At 44.5% G+C, this 15,871-nt stretch carries 19 protein-coding genes; 11 read left to right on the top strand and 8 right to left on the bottom strand.

Annotated elements, in window-relative coordinates; genetic code table 11:
* Positions 1–88 precede the first annotated feature (88 nt).
* Positions 89–1,927, bottom strand: a complete 1,839-nt coding sequence (gene uvrC / locus EL162_RS00315) for an excinuclease ABC subunit UvrC (protein WP_126329316.1) — start codon at positions 1,925–1,927, stop codon at positions 89–91.
* Between the two features lie 141 nt (positions 1,928–2,068).
* Here uvrC and EL162_RS00310 point away from each other — a divergent pair, with 141 nt between their 5' ends.
* A complete protein-coding gene (locus EL162_RS00310) occupies positions 2,069–2,590 on the top strand; it encodes a DUF4442 domain-containing protein (protein WP_126329314.1) in 522 nt (173 codons plus the stop codon).
* A 34-nt stretch (positions 2,591–2,624) separates the two neighbouring features.
* On the opposite strand, the gene EL162_RS00305 is transcribed toward EL162_RS00310, so the two are convergent.
* Positions 2,625–3,308 carry a phosphoglycolate phosphatase gene (locus tag EL162_RS00305; RefSeq protein ID WP_126329312.1) on the bottom strand — a complete coding sequence of 228 codons (684 nt, stop codon included), beginning with the start codon at positions 3,306–3,308 and terminating at the stop codon, positions 2,625–2,627.
* 255 nt (positions 3,309–3,563) lie between these two features.
* On the opposite strand from EL162_RS00305, the gene EL162_RS00300 reads away from it, so the two are divergent.
* The gene (locus EL162_RS00300) at positions 3,564–4,106 is read left to right on the top strand and encodes an outer membrane protein (RefSeq protein WP_076555471.1); all 543 of its coding nucleotides are present in this window, start codon (positions 3,564–3,566) and stop codon (positions 4,104–4,106) included.
* Positions 4,107–4,179: 73 nt separating this feature from the next.
* Here the strand turns inward: EL162_RS00300 and gluQRS are convergent, their stop codons facing one another.
* From gluQRS to EL162_RS00270, 6 genes are all read right to left on the bottom strand, one after another.
* Positions 4,180–5,103 (bottom strand): tRNA glutamyl-Q(34) synthetase GluQRS, encoded by a 924-nt coding sequence (gene gluQRS / locus EL162_RS00295; protein ID WP_126329310.1) that lies wholly within the window; start codon positions 5,101–5,103, stop codon positions 4,180–4,182.
* Positions 5,104–5,109: 6 nt separating this feature from the next.
* Positions 5,110–5,529 (bottom strand): RNA polymerase-binding protein DksA, encoded by a 420-nt coding sequence (gene dksA / locus EL162_RS00290; RefSeq protein ID WP_076555469.1) that lies wholly within the window; start codon positions 5,527–5,529, stop codon positions 5,110–5,112.
* A 173-nt stretch (positions 5,530–5,702) separates the two neighbouring features.
* Positions 5,703–6,521, bottom strand: coding sequence for a metallophosphoesterase (locus EL162_RS00285; protein WP_227543409.1), 819 nt, complete (start codon positions 6,519–6,521; stop codon positions 5,703–5,705).
* Positions 6,518–7,321 carry a metal ABC transporter permease gene (locus EL162_RS00280; RefSeq protein ID WP_126329308.1) on the bottom strand — a complete coding sequence of 268 codons (804 nt, stop codon included), beginning with the start codon at positions 7,319–7,321 and terminating at the stop codon, positions 6,518–6,520. The genes EL162_RS00285 and EL162_RS00280 overlap by 4 nt, the downstream gene beginning before the upstream one ends.
* On the bottom strand, positions 7,318–8,082 hold the full coding sequence (locus EL162_RS00275; protein WP_076555467.1) for a metal ABC transporter ATP-binding protein: 765 nt from the start codon (positions 8,080–8,082) through the stop codon (positions 7,318–7,320). Before EL162_RS00275 ends, EL162_RS00280 begins: the two co-directional genes overlap by 4 nt.
* Positions 8,066–8,587, bottom strand: coding sequence for a Fur family transcriptional regulator (locus EL162_RS00270; protein ID WP_126329306.1), 522 nt, complete (start codon positions 8,585–8,587; stop codon positions 8,066–8,068). The genes EL162_RS00275 and EL162_RS00270 overlap by 17 nt, the downstream gene beginning before the upstream one ends.
* Before the next feature lie 228 nt (positions 8,588–8,815).
* On the opposite strand from EL162_RS00270, the gene EL162_RS00265 reads away from it, so the two are divergent.
* The 9 genes from EL162_RS00265 to EL162_RS00225 all read left to right on the top strand — a co-directional run bounded on the left by EL162_RS00265 (position 8,816) and on the right by EL162_RS00225 (position 15,857).
* Positions 8,816–9,664, top strand: coding sequence for a metal ABC transporter substrate-binding protein (locus EL162_RS00265; protein WP_126329305.1), 849 nt, complete (start codon positions 8,816–8,818; stop codon positions 9,662–9,664).
* 129 nt (positions 9,665–9,793) lie between these two features.
* Positions 9,794–10,192, top strand: coding sequence for an ATP synthase subunit I (locus EL162_RS00260; RefSeq protein WP_076555465.1), 399 nt, complete (start codon positions 9,794–9,796; stop codon positions 10,190–10,192).
* Positions 10,193–10,633: 441 nt separating this feature from the next.
* Complete coding sequence (gene atpB / locus EL162_RS00255) at positions 10,634–11,497, top strand: F0F1 ATP synthase subunit A (RefSeq protein WP_076555464.1); 864 nt, start codon at positions 10,634–10,636, stop codon at positions 11,495–11,497.
* Between the two features lie 41 nt (positions 11,498–11,538).
* A complete protein-coding gene (gene atpE / locus EL162_RS00250; RefSeq protein WP_062499200.1) occupies positions 11,539–11,784 on the top strand; it encodes a F0F1 ATP synthase subunit C in 246 nt (81 codons plus the stop codon).
* An 83-nt stretch (positions 11,785–11,867) separates the two neighbouring features.
* A complete protein-coding gene (locus EL162_RS00245; protein ID WP_076555463.1) occupies positions 11,868–12,338 on the top strand; it encodes a F0F1 ATP synthase subunit B in 471 nt (156 codons plus the stop codon).
* A 12-nt stretch (positions 12,339–12,350) separates the two neighbouring features.
* Positions 12,351–12,896 (top strand): F0F1 ATP synthase subunit delta, encoded by a 546-nt coding sequence (locus EL162_RS00240; RefSeq protein WP_076555462.1) that lies wholly within the window; start codon positions 12,351–12,353, stop codon positions 12,894–12,896.
* Between the two features lie 40 nt (positions 12,897–12,936).
* Positions 12,937–14,481, top strand: a complete 1,545-nt coding sequence (gene atpA, locus EL162_RS00235) for a F0F1 ATP synthase subunit alpha (RefSeq protein WP_126329303.1) — start codon at positions 12,937–12,939, stop codon at positions 14,479–14,481.
* Positions 14,482–14,559: 78 nt separating this feature from the next.
* The gene (atpG, locus tag EL162_RS00230) at positions 14,560–15,432 is read left to right on the top strand and encodes a F0F1 ATP synthase subunit gamma (RefSeq protein ID WP_126329301.1); all 873 of its coding nucleotides are present in this window, start codon (positions 14,560–14,562) and stop codon (positions 15,430–15,432) included.
* 29 nt (positions 15,433–15,461) lie between these two features.
* On the top strand, positions 15,462–15,857 hold the full coding sequence (locus EL162_RS00225) for an SEN1984 family lipoprotein (RefSeq protein WP_227516565.1): 396 nt from the start codon (positions 15,462–15,464) through the stop codon (positions 15,855–15,857).
* Positions 15,858–15,871: the final 14 nt, after the last annotated feature.

The raw sequence follows: 15,871 nt of genomic DNA, 5'->3' as shown, positions 1-15,871 counted from the left end.
ATAACTGCTTGCCAAGCCAAACGGCACCTTAGGAATTTTTGCCAACTTATCTTGTGGATAATTGTCTATGATTGGCATGATGGCATGACTAGGTGTGCAAGGCTTTGTAGATGGTGGCTGCCAAGGTTTTGCCAATGCCTTTGACATGGGCGATTTCTTCTTGCGAGGCACCGATGAGCTGCGTAATGCCGCCAAAATGATTCAGCAAATCCCTGCGGCGTTTTGGCCCAAGATTGGGAATGACCTCAAGCACTGAGCCTGCACGCTTTTTGTCGCGTTTTTTGCGATGGGCGGTGATGGCGAAGCGATGTGCCTCATCACGAATCTGCATAATAAGATGCAGTGCCTTGTTATCAGCAGGCAAATCAAGCGGCTCATGATGAATAAAGTGCAAGACCTCAAGCCCTGCCTTGCGACCTTCGCCTTTGGCAACGCCGACCAGCAGCGTGTCGTCAAGTTTGCCAAGCTCTGCCAAGACCTCTTTGGCAATGCCCAATTGTCCCTTGCCACCATCAATCAGCAACAAATCAGGCAATGGCTGTTTGCTGTAGCGGCGTGTCAGCACTTGTCGCATGGCAGCATAGTCATCACCTGCGGTAATGTCATGAATGGCATACTGGCGATAATCTCGCTTGCGAACCCCGCCACGGTCAAACACCACACAAGAGCCGATGGCAGCCTCGCCCATCGTATGACTGATGTCAAAGCATTCAATGCGGTGCAGCACCCGATTGCTGACAGGGGTCAATATTTGCTCTAGGGCAAAAAAGCGAGCTTGTAGCTCTTCGCTGTCTTTTAATTTGGCAGCAAGGGCGTTGTCGGCGTTTAGTTTGGCAATATTTAGCCAGTCATCACGATGGGTGCTGACACGGTGCTTAAAGGTGGTACGCTTGGCGAACTGCTCATATAGCAAGTCGGACAGCGTTTTGGTATGCTCAAGCTCTACCGAGCTGATGATTTCACTTGGCAAATCATCACTGACCTGAAAATAAAACGACAACAAAAATTCCGCCAAGCGTTCGCTGATGGTCTTATTATCAAGATTAACATCATCAACAAAATAATTTTTGCCACCGAGTACCTGTCCGCCACGCACAGTCAAAATATGCACCACTGCCATGCCAGCTTGGGCTGCGATGGCAAAAACATCCGCCTCACCTTGCAGGCGAAATACCGCTTGTTTGGATTGCAGATTGCTAATCATGCTTAGGCGGTCTCGATAAAATGCCGCCTGCTCAAAATTCAGCTCATTGGCGGCAGCTTCCATTTTTTCGACCAATAACTGCTGCATATCGGCGGCATTGCCTTGCAAAAATGACAAGGCAGCAGCGACATCGTCCTGATACTGCTCTTGGCTGACAAGATTGACACAGGGGGCTTTGCAGCGTTTGATTTGGTATTCAAGACAAGGACGCACCGCTTGAGCAAAAAAGCTGTTGCTGCAACTTCTTAGCATAAACAACCGCTGCATCAATAGCAGAGCTTCTTTGGCACTGTGTGCTGATGGGTATGGGCCAAAAAAACGCCCCTGCACATGATTGCCCTTGCCACGACCATAACTTAGGCGAGGGTATTTGTCGGTGCTAATGTATATGTACAGATAGGATTTATCATCTCTTAAGATAATATTATAAGGCGGCTTGTGATTTTTAATAAGATTTTGCTCTAACAGCAGGGCTTCGGTTTCGCTGCGAGTGATGATAATTTCAATATTATCAATGCGTTGTACCAAAGCCTGTGTTTTGGCGTGCTCAATGGTTTTGGCAAAATAACTGCCAACGCGGCTTTTTAGCGATTTTGCTTTGCCAACATACAAAATCCCACCTGATTTATCAAGCATTTTATAGACACCGGGCAGGTTGGGCAGGGTTTGCACAAGTTGCTTTAGCTCGGTTTTTTTGTCGTGGGCATGGTGCGGTGATTTCATATCTTGTGGCATATTTGTCAATTGATGGCGGATTGTTGTTTATTGGGCAATTTCGCCATCGTGTTGGCTGATTGCTGATAATTTGGCTTTATTTTAGCGTATATCTGTGGCAAAATGGTATTTTTCAAGTAGGAGAGTGCTGTGTTTCGTCATGCCAAAACCAAATTTGACAAACTTATCAAAGAAGGTAAAAAAACAACGCATTCACAACTGCTGCCACTGGTCATCAAAAATCGCCTAAATACCTACTCACCCTTGGTTGGTGCAGGGATTCGCATTAAGACGGTGGATTTGGATAATGGTTTGTGCGTTGTTACTTTGCCGCTGACTCGGCTGAATCGATACACAGGCGGCATTCAGTTCTCAGGCAGTGTCATGATGCTGACCGAGCCGCTGCTAAGGGTGCTATTGACGCACCGCTTGGGCAAAAATTATACCGTGCAGGACAAGTCCATGCAGGTGGAATTTTTTGGTGATATTTATGGCGATATCACGGCACGAGTTAGGCTGGATACTGAGCAGTTGCTTGAGATTATTGAACAGGTTGCTACAGAAAGGGAAATTCAGCGAGTATTTTGCATTGATATCACTGACAATCACCAAAAAGTCGTAGCAAGGGTAACAAGAACCTTTGTTATCGCCTTAAAAAATAAACCAGTTTAGCTTTGGCTTGCTGTTCGCCAGAGGGCAAGGGCTATCAAACTGTCTTTGTCAATAAATCTTCCACATAGGCGACAAGTTCAGCAAAATTGCCAAAGATGGCATCGGGCTTGCTAAGCTGTATTGGCTCGCCATGATTATAGCCATAATCAAACGCCAGCGTCATCATGCCAGCAGCACGCCCTGCGATGATGTCGTTTTTTGAATCACCAACCATGATGCTTTGTGCCACAGGGATTTGTAGCATCTGGCATAGGTGCAGCAGTGGGGCAGGGTCTGGTTTTTTGGTGGGCAAATCATCACCACCAAGCACCTCAGCAAAGGTATGTTGCCAGCCGAATTTTGCCAAAATTGTCGGCAGGTAGCGAGCTGGTTTGTTGGTGCATAGAGCAAGCGTGATGCCAAGATTGGCAAGTGTTTGTAGACCTTCTTGCACGCCTTGATAGCAGGTGGTTTGTTCGGTTAGACACAGTGCATATTCTGCCAAAAATAACTCATGGGCATGATGGATTTGCTGGTTATTAAAGTTGGTATCGGCCAATGCCCGCTCGGTGAGTTTATAAGAACCATTGCCCACCCAGCTTGTGATGATGGCAGGTGCAATCGGCGGCAGATTGAGGCGTTGTCGCATGCGGTTTGTTGCTGTTGCCAAATCTATGGCACTGTCAATAAGCGTGCCATCAAGGTCAAAGATAATCAAGCGTTTGGCGGAAGTGGTCATCTCAAAAGCTCCAAGGCGTATTGGCACTATTGTAGCACAATTGCAATGGTTGCTGTATTGGCTGTAAGAATTGGGCTTGGTGCGGTACATTTTGGCAACTTGGTTAAGAATTGCTTGATAATTTGGATAAATTCCCCCAAAATTTTGCAAAACTTTACATAACCGCTATCAAACTGCTACCATGAGTATGAAATATTTTGTTACTATAATGACCATCACTTGGGGTAAAAACCCAATCAACACAGGAGAACAACGATGAAAACCGTAAAAACACTATTGGCACTTACCGCCGCTTCATTGCTTAGCGTTGGTGCAAATGCCGCCATCAGCTATGGCTCATCACCAGATGCACAGCCCTATGTTGGCGTAAAAGCAGGCATGATTGACGCCGATCAAATTTCGGGCAAGATGGCAGCTTATGGCTTGTATGCAGGTTATAATTTTGACCAAAACTTTGGGGCAGAGGCGGAACTGGTTCGCTCAAGCTCAAAAGACTTTCAGGTCAATAATTCATCACGACAAGGCGAAGTAAAAACCATGGGCATCTATGGCACTTATCGCTATAATTTTGTCAATACACCGTTTTATGCCAAAGGCAAATTGGGCATCGCCAGAACAGAGGTTGATGTCGAAGGTCGCAATGGCTCAAGCTACACCAGCAATGTCCAATCTACAGGCTTGGCAGGCGGTGTTGGTGCAGGCTTTAAGGTGAATAGCAACATTGGCGTAGAAGCCAGCTATAACTACTTGTCAGACGATGCCAGTATGCTTGGCGTGGGTGCTCACCTTGCCTTTTAATCTACACTGTGGATAATTGGCACAGGTTGTTTTGCCAAAAACCCTTTGATGATATCAAGGGGTTTTTCTTTTATCAGGTATGTACTATGCCCAGAGAGTTTTTGTGCTGCAAGGGTTTATTATCCCAATGTTTAATGGCAAAGGATAAAATCTCATGACAGCTGGCATCGTATAGTTGGGGGTTGATTTTTTGACCGAGCAATGCCAGAGCTTGTAATAATAACTCGTTGGGGCAGCTGGTGTCGATGGGCGTGGCAAGGTTTTGTTTGGAAAGTTTCTGACCATCTGGATTATAAAGCAGGGGCAAATGATAAAAATAGCTCGGCTTTGGCAGTTGGCACATATCAAGCAGTTGCAGCTGAGCAACAGTCATTGGCATGATATCCAGCCCACGCATGATGTGGCTGATGTTTTGTAAGCCGTCATCAATGGTGCAGGCAAGGATATAATTAATCATCTGGTTTTGTCGCTTTAGCACAACATCGCCCAGACTGATGGCAGGATTGTCCCACACAACCCCTTGTAGCCCATCAACAAAAGCGGTAGCGACATTAGGCAGCTGTAGGCGAATTTTGCTGTCTTTGTGAGCCTTGTCCAGTTGGCGATGCAGGCACAAACGAGGATAGACAACAGGAGAATTTAGGGCGTGTTGCACGGCATGAGCGGTGCGATAGGCATCAAGCTGTTTGCGTGAGCAGTGGCAGGCATAGCTGACATTTGCCAATTCATTGTGCAAAAAATCTTCATATATCGCCCTGCGTGCCGACTGGTAGACCACCTCTGCGTCCCAGTGCAGACCCAGAGCCTCCAAGTCGTATAAGATACTGCTGGCATAGCTGTCTTTGCAGCGTTCAAAATCAATATCTTCGATACGCACAAGCCATTTGCCGCCCAGTGATTTTATGTGGCAATAACTGGCAACGGCAGTGGTTAGCGACCCTAAGTGCAGATGGTGTGTGGGCGATGGTGCAAATCGCCCAATCGGCGAGGCCGTCATGGTGGATTATTGACCGTGTGTTTGTTTTTCTTTGATTTCTGAGAGGGTTTTGCAGTCAATGCACTGCGTAGCGGTTGGGCGAGCTTCTAGGCGACGCAAACCGATTTCTGTGCCACAAGTTTCGCAAAAGCCATAATCGCCCGTTTCGATATCTGCCAAAGATTTTTCAATTTTGCGGATTAATTTGCGTTCACGGTCGCGGGTACGCAATGCCAGTGCAAATTCTTCTTCTTGGGTGGCACGATCGTTAATGTCTGGCATGGCATTGGTTTCTTCATGAATGTAGGTTTTGGTACGCTCTGCCTCGGTAACCAATTCATCACGCCAGTTTTTTAAAATCGTGCGAAAATGTGCCAATTGCTTATCCGACATATAGTCTTCATCGGTGGCGGGTTGATAGGGGGTAAAAGTGGTTGAATCTGTCATTCCTTGTTATCCTTATCACAATGGCATTGCATTTTCGCTGATTGCAAATGCCAGTTGGCAAAAAATGCACTTACTGTATCAAAAAATACCCAAAATAGCCAATGTTAATTTGTAATTTATTAAAAAATTAGCAAGAAAATTGGCAAATAACCAACATTTGGCAGAATTGGCGACTAATTATCAAGACTTTTTATGTAACTTACCAGTCGGCTTGTGTTGTCAATGTGTATCACACGAAACCCTGCCGATGCTGTCTTGTCAATGGCAAAATCATGAGCAAAAGGCAAAAATTGGCGATCGGTTGAAGGGCAGCTAAGCAGTTGTACGCGGTGATTTTTCAAAGGGTGCAATTGATGAACCTGATGCACATGACCACAGACAATGGTATGTACATGGGGGTGCTGCTCAATAATTTGCCAAAATGCTCGATGATTGCTCAGCATATACGCATCAATCCATGCCGAACCAACAGCCTGTGGGTGGTGATGCAGGGCGATGATGGCAGGCATGGGGTGTTGTGCCAAACTGCTCTGTAGCCAAGCCAGCGTATCTTGCGATAACGCACCGTGCGTACAGCCAGCCAGACTGGAATTAAGCAATAAAATTTGCCAGTTTATGCCATCAAAGGCAAGTCGATGACAGTCAAGCAGTCGCGTATCGGCAGTAAGGGGCAGGTGCAGTCGCTGATGATAGGGCAGACCTGTGCCGATTTCGTGAGTAACATCGTGATTGCCTGCGATGGCAAAATGGGCAATGCCTGTATTTTTTAATTGCAAAAACAACCAATTATAGGCATCGCTATTGCCATCATTTACCAAATCACCTGTCAATAAAATAAGCTGCGGCTGTAATTTGACAATCACCTCAAGTGCTTGCAGGGTGCTTTGGTAGCTGGGCGATTTACCAATACTGCCTGTCAAATGCAGATCCGACAGTTGTACAAGTGTCATCTGCTGATGGGTGGGCTGCTTGGCGGATTGGTGTGGTTTCATGCGTTTTTTTGGTTAAGTTTACTGATGATAAAAGCGGCAAAAAATCCCAGTGCCAGCACCAGCACGATGGCAAGCCCTGTTTGGATATCAAGCCAAACACTGCCCCAGATGCCAGCACTGACACCAATTTGGGCAAAAATAATGGCAAATAGTGCCATTTGCGTGGGCGATTTGGCAAATAATCTGGCAATCAGTGCAGGCAAAATTAACAAACCGCTGATGAGCAAACTGCCCACCGCCTGTAGTGCCACTGTACAAAATCCCGCCAACAATCCCATAAAAAATAATTGCTGTCGCACTCGGCTAATGCCTGCGATTTGTGCCAGTGGTTCTGATGTGGCAAGTTTGATTTGTGCTTGCCAAATATAGCACAGCACACCCAAGCCAATCACGCTTAGGCAGGCAAGTTTTGGCAAATCGCTCCAGTCCACATCAAGCAAATTGCCAAATAAAAATCCCAAAACATTTGCCTGCTGCTGGGTGAGTTGTGTAAAGGTCAGCAGCCCAAAACACAAAAGTGTCGCAGACAGTACTGCAAGCACGGCATCTGTAGGCAGGCGATTGTCATTAACAGCAGTCATGGCGAAGATAACAACAAGGCTAATCAGCCCCATGCCTAGGTCGGCAGGCAGACCAAGCCAAGCCGCCAAGGCAATGCCAAATAATGCTCCGTGAGCCAAAGTATCAGCAAAAAACGCCAAGCGTCGCCACAGCACCAGACAGCCCAAAGGAGCAGATAGCAGGGCGATAAATATGCCTGCAATCCACGCAGGGGCAATGATGGGCAGCCACTGGCTCATGGGTGTTCCTTATGTGTGCTGTGTTGGCAGGTTGCTTGATGATTACATTGATTGTGCTGATGAAAATAGGGTGCATGATGCCCAAAAAGTTGCACAAACTCTGGCGTGATGGCAACTTGACTGGGCTTGCCTTGGCAGCAGATATGTTTATTGAGACAAATGACCCGTTTTGAGCCTTTCATCACCCAATGCAGATCGTGCGAAACAACCAAAAGACTGCACTGCAAAAATACAGGCAGATTGTCCAAAAAATGATACAGCCAATTTTCGCTATCAGGATCAAGCCCTTGCATTGGTTCATCAAGAATCAGCAGCTGTGGCTTGTCAAGAAAGGCACGAGCCATCAGCACTCGCTGCATTTCACCACCAGATAAATGATGCAATTGTTTGTCAAGCAAGGGGGTGATGGACAGGGTATCATACAGCGTGCTTTTTTCTTCGGTGCAAAGCTGTTTTGCTTTGGATTGAGCGAGCAAATCCATCACCCTTAATGGCAGAATGCTTGGTACGGAGAATTTTTGTGGCACATAGCCGACATTTTTGGCATGGCTTTGGATTTTGCCACTGGTTGGCTTGATTAAGCCCAAAATCAGCTTAACCAGCGTAGATTTGCCCGCACCATTTGGGCCTATCAGACTGACTGTTTCATTGGGATAAATATTCATGCTGATATCGCGTAGCAGCTGTTTGTCGCCAACACGATAGCTGACCTTATCAAGCGTTAGCATGCTGTCGTTTTGGTCGTCATTTTTGGCAATCATGACAAAAACCCATCAGTTCAATCACGCTTGCTGTTACGGCAAATTTGGCATCAGCAGCAGCAAAATCAACCAAGCTCTCCATTGGGGCATTGCTGCACTCTTCTACTTTTTTGCATGATTGACAGATTAAAAATGCTGCAATATGACTGTCTCGTGGGTGGCAACATGGCACATAGGCATTGATGGAATTAAGATGATGAATCAGCCCTTCTTCACGCAAAAAATCCAGCGAGCGATAGATGGTTGGTGCTGCGATATTTTTTTGTTTTTTGCTGGCGTTTTTTTGGCGTTCGTGCCGCAGTGCATCAAGCAAATCATAAGCACCCATTGGCCTGTCTGCTTGGATAATCACTTGGTATATTTCTTGTCGCAATGGGGTAAAGCGGACACTGCGTTCGAGGCAATGTGATTTTGCGCTGGCGAGTCGTTCTGCCAAATCGCCCCCAGCAACATTGTGCTGGTGGTGTTGGTGATCTTGCTTGTGGGTGGTATGTGGAATTTGCATAATGTATTCTTGCTAATGATTGATAGTTGGCATTTTACCGCCATGAGCATACAACTGCAAGTATTGATAAGAAATAGCTGCAAATTTTTCATGGGCTTATCTTTTGATGAGAGCATGGCAAATTATTATAGTTATTGATAAGTCATGCAAAGTGGCATGACAAATTGATACATTATAACATTTTGATATTTTATGGTATAATGTATCAATTTATATCGAGTGAAATTTATGAAGCATGCACGCTTATTATTGTTAATATTACCATTGGTGATTTGGTTTGGCACAGTGCCTGCATTGGCAGGCGTGGTCAGTGTTAGCAATTATCCACTGGCACTGCTTAGCCATGAAGTTACCAAGGGCAAGCATGATGCACAGCTATTATTAGAAGGTGGTGATGCAGGCCATCATGGTACGCTGTCGCCAAGCAAGATTAGGCTGATTGAGGACAGTGATTATGTGGTGTGGTTTGGGCAATCTCTTGAGCAAAACTTGAGCAAAAATCTACAAACGGCACCCAATGCCATTTCGCTACTGGCGTTTGATGCTTTTTATCGATTGCCTTTACGAGACATTGACGGACTACCACAAGAAGGCAAAGATGTGCATCTTTGGCTAAATCCCGACAATGCCAAAGCGATTGTGCGAGCGTTGGCAGTGGTGCATGGCTATGCCAACCCAGAATATCGCCACTATTATCAAGAAAATGCCAGAGCTTTTGAACAAAAAATGGATCAGGCGGTGCAGTCGCTTGCTACTACACGAACCGCGAATTATTGGGCGTATCATGATGCTTATCAGTATATTGAACAAGCTGCGGGGCTGAAGTTTGTTGCAGCCTTGACCGCTGACCATCATCTTAGCCCAACTGTCCACCAGCTCAAAAAATTAAGCGAAACCATCTCGCCGACAACCAAATGCCTGATTGCACAGCAGCCAGTTTCGCAAGGTATGCAGAGCAAACTGGGCAAGCCACGCATTGTGGTTGTTCAAGAGGACATGAGTGATACGGCGGCGGATTTTGTGCAGGCGTGGCAGAATATGGTGATGAGTATGCAGCACTGTGCAGGTCTACGATAGGCAGAAGGCTTCTTAGTTGATTTTATGCCATCTGATATATGGCAAGTTTATATTGATTGTTTATCATAAAAACTTTTATAATATTGCCAAATGTGATTCTTTGAACCATCAAGACAAAAGCGACCGTTTATGACCTCTCCTGCCAAGCGTAGCAAGCAAGACCATGTTTATCGCCTACAATATCGCCAAATTTGGGCGGTGCTTGCCAGCATTATTATGGGCTTTGTCATCAGTTGGTGGCAACAAGATGCTGGTTTTTTGGTTGCAAAAGGCATGGCAGCGGGCAGTATGCTTGCCTATATCGCACAATATGCTTTTACGCATCTGGCTTATCGCACCACAGGCAGTCGCCATGCAAGACAAATCATGCTCAACACCTATCTTGCCATGGCAACAAAGTGGCTAATTGTAATAGCTGGTTTTGTGCTTATTTTTACAAAACTTGCACCTATCAATGCTTTTGCCACACTGTTTGGCTATATCATCATGCAGGTTGTGCAGTTTTGGAGTTTGTCCTTGCTCAAATAAATCTTAATATAAATTTACAGTTGTGATTATAATATTGATATTTTATAAATTACTATTTAATTATTTATAAAATATCGTAGCATAAGGGGCATTTTTGCTGGGATTTTGGCGAAATTATGCAATTTCATCATAATTTTTTATAATTTTTGGTAATAAAATGCACTTTTGCTCTTTACATATTGCCAACATTTAAGTAAGATACTCTTTGAGTTACGAATGCAATTTATTGTTAGGATTTGCATAAGAAAAGAAGCATATTGATTGATTTTTTCAATCTTTAAAAGCACAGCTCTAGGACAGGAGTTGTCCGCTGTATGTGCTGATTTGTTATAAGACAGGCAAGCCATTTGGTGTTGTTTTGTGTATTTGACAAATAGGGTAACTTTTTTGATTTGGTGTTTATCCAATTTTTCTTTTTTTAGTTAAAACAAGAAGTTTATTATGGCAGCCACACCTAAAGAATATATTGCTCACCATTTAACCCACTGGACTTATGGCTACCACCCCGAACTTGGCTGGAAAGTAGCTCGTGATGCTGCTGAAGCACAGCAAATGGGTTTTATGGCTATTCATGTCGATTCCATGCTGTGGTCGCTTGGTTTGGGTTTTGTTTTTCTATTGCTTTTTTGGGCAGTTGCTCGCAAAGCAACCTCAGGTGTCCCAACCAAGTTGCAGGCTTTTATTGAGATAATTGTAGATTTCGTGGACAACAGTGTCCGTGAGTCCTACAATGGCCCATCTAAGCTGATTGCACCATTGTCATTGACAATTTTTGTCTGGATTTTTTTGATGAACCTCATGGATCTTGTGCCGATTGACTGGATTCCAGCAACCGCACAACAAGTGGGGGCATTAATGGGTTATGATCCAAATTATGTGTATTTTAAAATCGTACCAACCACAGACCCAAATATTACTTTGGGCATGGCAATCGGTGTATTATTGCTAATCATCGGCTTTGGTATCAAATACAAAGGCGTGGGCGGTTTTATTGCAGAATTTACGCTACACCCCTTTAGTGCAAAAAATCCAGTGCTGCAAGCCATCTTAATCCCAGTCAATTTGGTATTGGAGGTTGTTACTTTATTGGCCAAGCCAGTATCACTGGGTTTGCGTCTGTTTGGTAACATGTATGCAGGTGAGTTGATTTTCATTTTGATTGCACTGATGCCATTTTGGATTCAGTGGGCATTGAGTGTGCCTTGGGCAATCTTCCACATTCTAGTTATTACTCTTCAGGCGTTCGTATTTATGATGCTGACAATTGTTTACTTGTCTTTAATTTCAGCAGAATCCGAACATTAATTTAAATTTTGAACCTTTAATTTTGAGTCTAAGGAGACATCATGGAACCAGTAATCGCACAGTACACACTACTTGCAGTCGCTCTACTAATCGGTGCAGGTGCATTAGCAACAGGTATTGGTTTTGCTATCTTGGGTGGTAAATTCCTAGAAAGCACTGCTCGTCAGCCTGAGCTAGGTTCACAACTACAAACTAAAATGTTCATCGTGGCAGGTTTGCTTGATGCTGTACCAATGATCGGTGTTGGTATCGCAATGCTTCTATTGTTCGCCAACCCATTCGCATAAGCTGAAACCGTCAGTTCATGACCACCTTTGAGAGGGTTCAAAGGTGGATATCACCTGACTTTCACTAACCACGAGGTGATTGGATGAATATCAATTTAACCATTTTCGGTCAGCTGATTGCATTTGCAATTTTTGTGCTGTTTTGCATGAAATTTGTATGGCCGCCGCTGATCGGCGCGATTAATGAGCGTCAACGCAAAATTGAAGACGGCTTAAATGCCGCAGAAAAAGCAAAAGCAGATTTGGCTTCTGCCGAAAAACAAGTTGAAGCAGAAGTTGCTGCTGCAAAAACTGAAGCTGCTTCGATCATTGAGCGTGCGAACAAGACCGCAACACAAATGATTGAAGATGCCAAAGACCAAGCCCGTTTAGAGGGTGAACGCATTATCGCAGCTGCACATGCAGCGATTGAGCAAGAAGCTGCACAAACTCGTGAGCAATTGCGTGCACAAGTTGCCAGCCTTGCCGTGCTGGGTGCTGAGAAGATTTTGCAAGACAAGGTCAACGAACAAGAACACGCCAGTATGCTTGAACAGTTGGCGGCTAAGCTGTAATTAGAGGATATCATGGCTGAACTATCTACCTTAGCAAGACCATACGCAAAAGCTGCATTTGATTATGCTAAAGAGCAAAATGCAATCGCCAGTTGGGAGACCTTTTTGTCGGTTGCAAGTGATATCGTAGGCAATGAAGATTTTGCTTCACTGCTGCACAATCCAGCCATTGGTGCTGCACAAAAAGCAGATATTCTGATTGATGCCTATGGCAAATTAACAGCAGAGCAAAGCCCAGCCCAAGCCAACTTTACAAAGCAATTGGCAGAGCATGACCGTTTGGCACTTTTGCCAGAGATTTATGCTCATTATGGTAAACTTAAATCAAAAGAACTTAAGCAGATTGATGCTTATGTTACTTCAGCCTATCCGCTTACCGAAACGCAAAGCAAACAATTGCAGGAGCGTTTGGCTATCTCGACAGGCTCAATCGTGATTTTGCACGAATCTGTAGATCCAAGCCTATTGGGCGGAGCGACAATCAAAGTGGGCGATAAGTTTACTGATGGCTCAGTGCGTGGCAAGTTAAAACAATTAAAAGCTCAGCTTACTGCATAATAGCAGAGTTGAGCTGTCTAAAATCAAAGGAAACAAGGCAATGCAACAATTGAATCCAGCCGAAATCAGCAACCTGATTAAGCAGCGTATTCAAGACCTTGACGTAAGCGCAACTGCAAAAACTGAAGGCGTTATCGTCAGTGTCTCTGATGGTATTGTGCAAATCCATGGCCTAGAAGAAGCCATGTATGGTGAGATGATTGAGTTTGAAGGTGGTGTCTATGGTATGGCACTAAACCTTGAGCAAGACTCAGTCGGTGCGGTAGTATTGGGTGAGTATCTCAGTCTACAAGAAGGCCAAAAAGCGTATTGCACAGGCCGTATCTTAGAAGTACCAGTTGGTCCTGAACTGTTGGGTCGTGTCGTTGATGCACTGGGCAATCCTATTGATGGCAAAGGCCCAATCAATGCAAAATTGACCGACAAAGTTGAAAAAATTGCACCTGGCGTTATTGCTCGCCAATCAGTTGATGAGCCAGTAATGACTGGTTATAAAGCTGTAGATACCATGATTCCTATCGGTCGTGGTCAGCGTGAGCTTATCATTGGCGACCGTCAAACTGGTAAAACTGCATTGGCAATTGATGCAATCATCGCTCAGAAAAACTCTGGCATTAAGTGCGTGTATGTTGCTATTGGTCAAAAGCGTTCTACCATTGCTAATGTGGTGCGTAAACTTGAAGAAACAGGTGCGTTGGCATATACCACTGTTGTTGTTGCGTCAGCATCAGAGCCTGCAGCACTACAGTACATCGCACCATATTCAGGCTGTACAATGGGCGAATACTTCCGCGACCGTGGCGAAGATGCTTTGATTGTATATGATGATTTGTCAAAACAAGCTGTCGCTTATCGCCAAATCTCATTGCTGCTGCGTCGTCCACCGGGGCGTGAAGCGTATCCAGGCGATGTATTCTATCTACACTCACGCTTGCTTGAGCGTGCTTCTCGTGTCAATGCTGACTATGTTGAGGCATTTACAGGTGGTGTTGTTAAAGGCAAGACAGGTTCATTGACTGCTTTGCCAATCATCGAAACCCAAGCGGGCGATGTTTCTGCATTTGTACCAACGAATGTAATCTCAATCACTGATGGTCAGATTTTCCTTGAGTCAAACCTTTTCAACTCTGGTATCCGACCAGCTGTAAACGCAGGTATTTCTGTATCTCGTGTTGGTGGTGCAGCACAGACCAAAATCATCAAAAAGCTATCGGGCGGTATCCGTACAGCATTAGCACAGTATCGTGAATTGGCAGCGTTTGCCCAGTTTGCTTCTGACTTGGACGATGCAACCAAGCAACAGCTTGAGCATGGCGTGCGTGTTACCGAACTTATGAAGCAAAAACAATATGCACCAATGTCAATCGCTGATCAGGCGGCGGTAATTTATGCTTCAAACGAAGGCTATTTGGCAGATGTACCAGTAGAAAAAATTGGTTCATTCGAAGAGTCTTTCTTGCGTTACCTACGCACTGAACACGCTGCATTGATGACCGAGATTGATGATACTGCAAACTATAATGATGACATTGAAGGTCGTCTAAAAGCAGCAGTTGAAGCATTTAAAGCATCTGCCAGCTACTAAGTGGCATTAAATATGGTGTGTTAGGCGTTTGATTTAACGCACCATAAACTCTTTAATAAGTCCAGTATTGGAATAATTATGGCAAGCTTAAAAGAAATTCGTGCTAAAGTAACCAGCATTAAAAGTACGCAGAAAATCACGCGTGCAATGCAAATGGTGGCGGCGAGTAAAATGCGTCGTGCTCAAGAGCGAATGGAGTCAGGTCGCCCCTATTCAGAGGGAATGCGTCGTGTTATTTCGCACTTGGTGCAAGCCCAATCAGATTATAAGCACCCTTATATGGTAAGCCGTCCTGTAAATCGTGTTGGCTTTGTGGTGGTAACTTCTGATCGTGGTTTGGCAGGTGGTTTGAACATTAACTTGTTTAAGAATTTGCTAAAGACAGTCAAAAGTTACCAAGAACAATCAGTTGAGATTGAATTTGCAGTCATTGGTGCCAAAGGTGTTGGTTTTTTCAAAAACTTTGGTGGTAAGGTAACTTCTGCTGTTACTGATTATGGCGATAATCCTTCACTGGAGCAGATTAACACTCCAGTACAAGCCATGCTTGACGATTATATCAATGGCAAACTTGATCGTATCTATTTGGTATACAATCGATTTATCAACGCAATGGCTCAAAAACCTGTTGTGGATCAGATTGTACCATTGGCAGAAGGTGAGTTTGCAGATGATGCATTGGCAGCCCATAGTTGGGATTATATCTATGAACCAGATACAAAAACCTTGATTGATAGCCTGCTTGTGCGTTATATTGAATCTGTGGTTTATCAAGCAGTTCGTGAAAATATTGCTTCTGAGCAGTCGGCTCGTATGGTTGCAATGAAAGCGGCAACAGACAATGCAGGCAACCTGATTAAAGAATTGCAGCTGGTTTATAATAAGTTGCGTCAAGCAGCGATTACCCGAGAAATCTCAGAAATTGTTGGCGGTGCTGCAGCTGTTTCTTAGTTAAAATATTATTAAGTTAGAGAACACTTATGTTAAAAAATCGTACACAATATATTGTTGCTGCGGTATTGACTGCCTTGGTACTAACAGGTTGTGCCTCTACTGGCAATATTGTTATGAAGGAGCAAAACCAGCAAACAATCGAGCAAGTTATCACTAAGGGTCAAACGACCAAGCAGGATATTGCTGCACACTTTGGTTCGGCTGATAGCATTTCGTTTACAGACAGTGGTAAAGAAATTTGGACATATCGCCATTCGCGTTCAAAACCAATGGCGAGAAATTTCATTCCTTACAACTTTTTTTCCTTTGGCGAAAACATTCAAACCAAAGAATTGGTTATTTTGTTTGACAGCGAAGGGGTTGTGAGCAATTATACTTTTCGAGAAACCGCCAATCAATCTAAAGCAGGTTTGGCAGAGTGATTAAATAATAACCA

Source organism: Moraxella cuniculi (assembly GCF_900637105.1).
GTDB lineage: Bacteria > Pseudomonadota > Gammaproteobacteria > Pseudomonadales > Moraxellaceae > Moraxella > Moraxella cuniculi.
This window is presented reverse-complemented; position numbering and strand designations above follow the sequence as displayed.

Excerpts from the sequence above, each read along its gene's own strand:
- EL162_RS00270 (WP_126329306.1), bottom strand. The coding sequence starts at position 8,587 with ATGCAAATTCCACATACCACCCACAAGCAAGATCACCAACACCACCAG.
- EL162_RS00285 (WP_227543409.1), bottom strand. The coding sequence starts at position 6,521 with ATGAAACCACACCAATCCGCCAAGCAGCCCACCCATCAGCAGATGACA.
- EL162_RS00300 (WP_076555471.1), top strand. The coding sequence starts at position 3,564 with ATGAAAACCGTAAAAACACTATTGGCACTTACCGCCGCTTCATTGCTT.
- EL162_RS00225 (WP_227516565.1), top strand. The coding sequence starts at position 15,462 with ATGTTAAAAAATCGTACACAATATATTGTTGCTGCGGTATTGACTGCC.
- EL162_RS00305 (WP_126329312.1), bottom strand. The coding sequence starts at position 3,308 with ATGACCACTTCCGCCAAACGCTTGATTATCTTTGACCTTGATGGCACG.
- EL162_RS00280 (WP_126329308.1), bottom strand. The coding sequence starts at position 7,321 with ATGAGCCAGTGGCTGCCCATCATTGCCCCTGCGTGGATTGCAGGCATA.
- EL162_RS00245 (WP_076555463.1), top strand. The coding sequence starts at position 11,868 with ATGAATATCAATTTAACCATTTTCGGTCAGCTGATTGCATTTGCAATT.
- EL162_RS00240 (WP_076555462.1), top strand. The coding sequence starts at position 12,351 with ATGGCTGAACTATCTACCTTAGCAAGACCATACGCAAAAGCTGCATTT.
- atpA (WP_126329303.1), top strand. The coding sequence starts at position 12,937 with ATGCAACAATTGAATCCAGCCGAAATCAGCAACCTGATTAAGCAGCGT.
- EL162_RS00265 (WP_126329305.1), top strand. The coding sequence starts at position 8,816 with ATGAAGCATGCACGCTTATTATTGTTAATATTACCATTGGTGATTTGG.
- atpB (WP_076555464.1), top strand. The coding sequence starts at position 10,634 with ATGGCAGCCACACCTAAAGAATATATTGCTCACCATTTAACCCACTGG.
- EL162_RS00275 (WP_076555467.1), bottom strand. The coding sequence starts at position 8,082 with ATGATTGCCAAAAATGACGACCAAAACGACAGCATGCTAACGCTTGAT.
- dksA (WP_076555469.1), bottom strand. The coding sequence starts at position 5,529 with ATGACAGATTCAACCACTTTTACCCCCTATCAACCCGCCACCGATGAA.
- atpE (WP_062499200.1), top strand. The coding sequence starts at position 11,539 with ATGGAACCAGTAATCGCACAGTACACACTACTTGCAGTCGCTCTACTA.
- atpG (WP_126329301.1), top strand. The coding sequence starts at position 14,560 with ATGGCAAGCTTAAAAGAAATTCGTGCTAAAGTAACCAGCATTAAAAGT.
- gluQRS (WP_126329310.1), bottom strand. The coding sequence starts at position 5,103 with ATGACGGCCTCGCCGATTGGGCGATTTGCACCATCGCCCACACACCAT.
- uvrC (WP_126329316.1), bottom strand. The coding sequence starts at position 1,927 with ATGAAATCACCGCACCATGCCCACGACAAAAAAACCGAGCTAAAGCAA.
- EL162_RS00260 (WP_076555465.1), top strand. The coding sequence starts at position 9,794 with ATGACCTCTCCTGCCAAGCGTAGCAAGCAAGACCATGTTTATCGCCTA.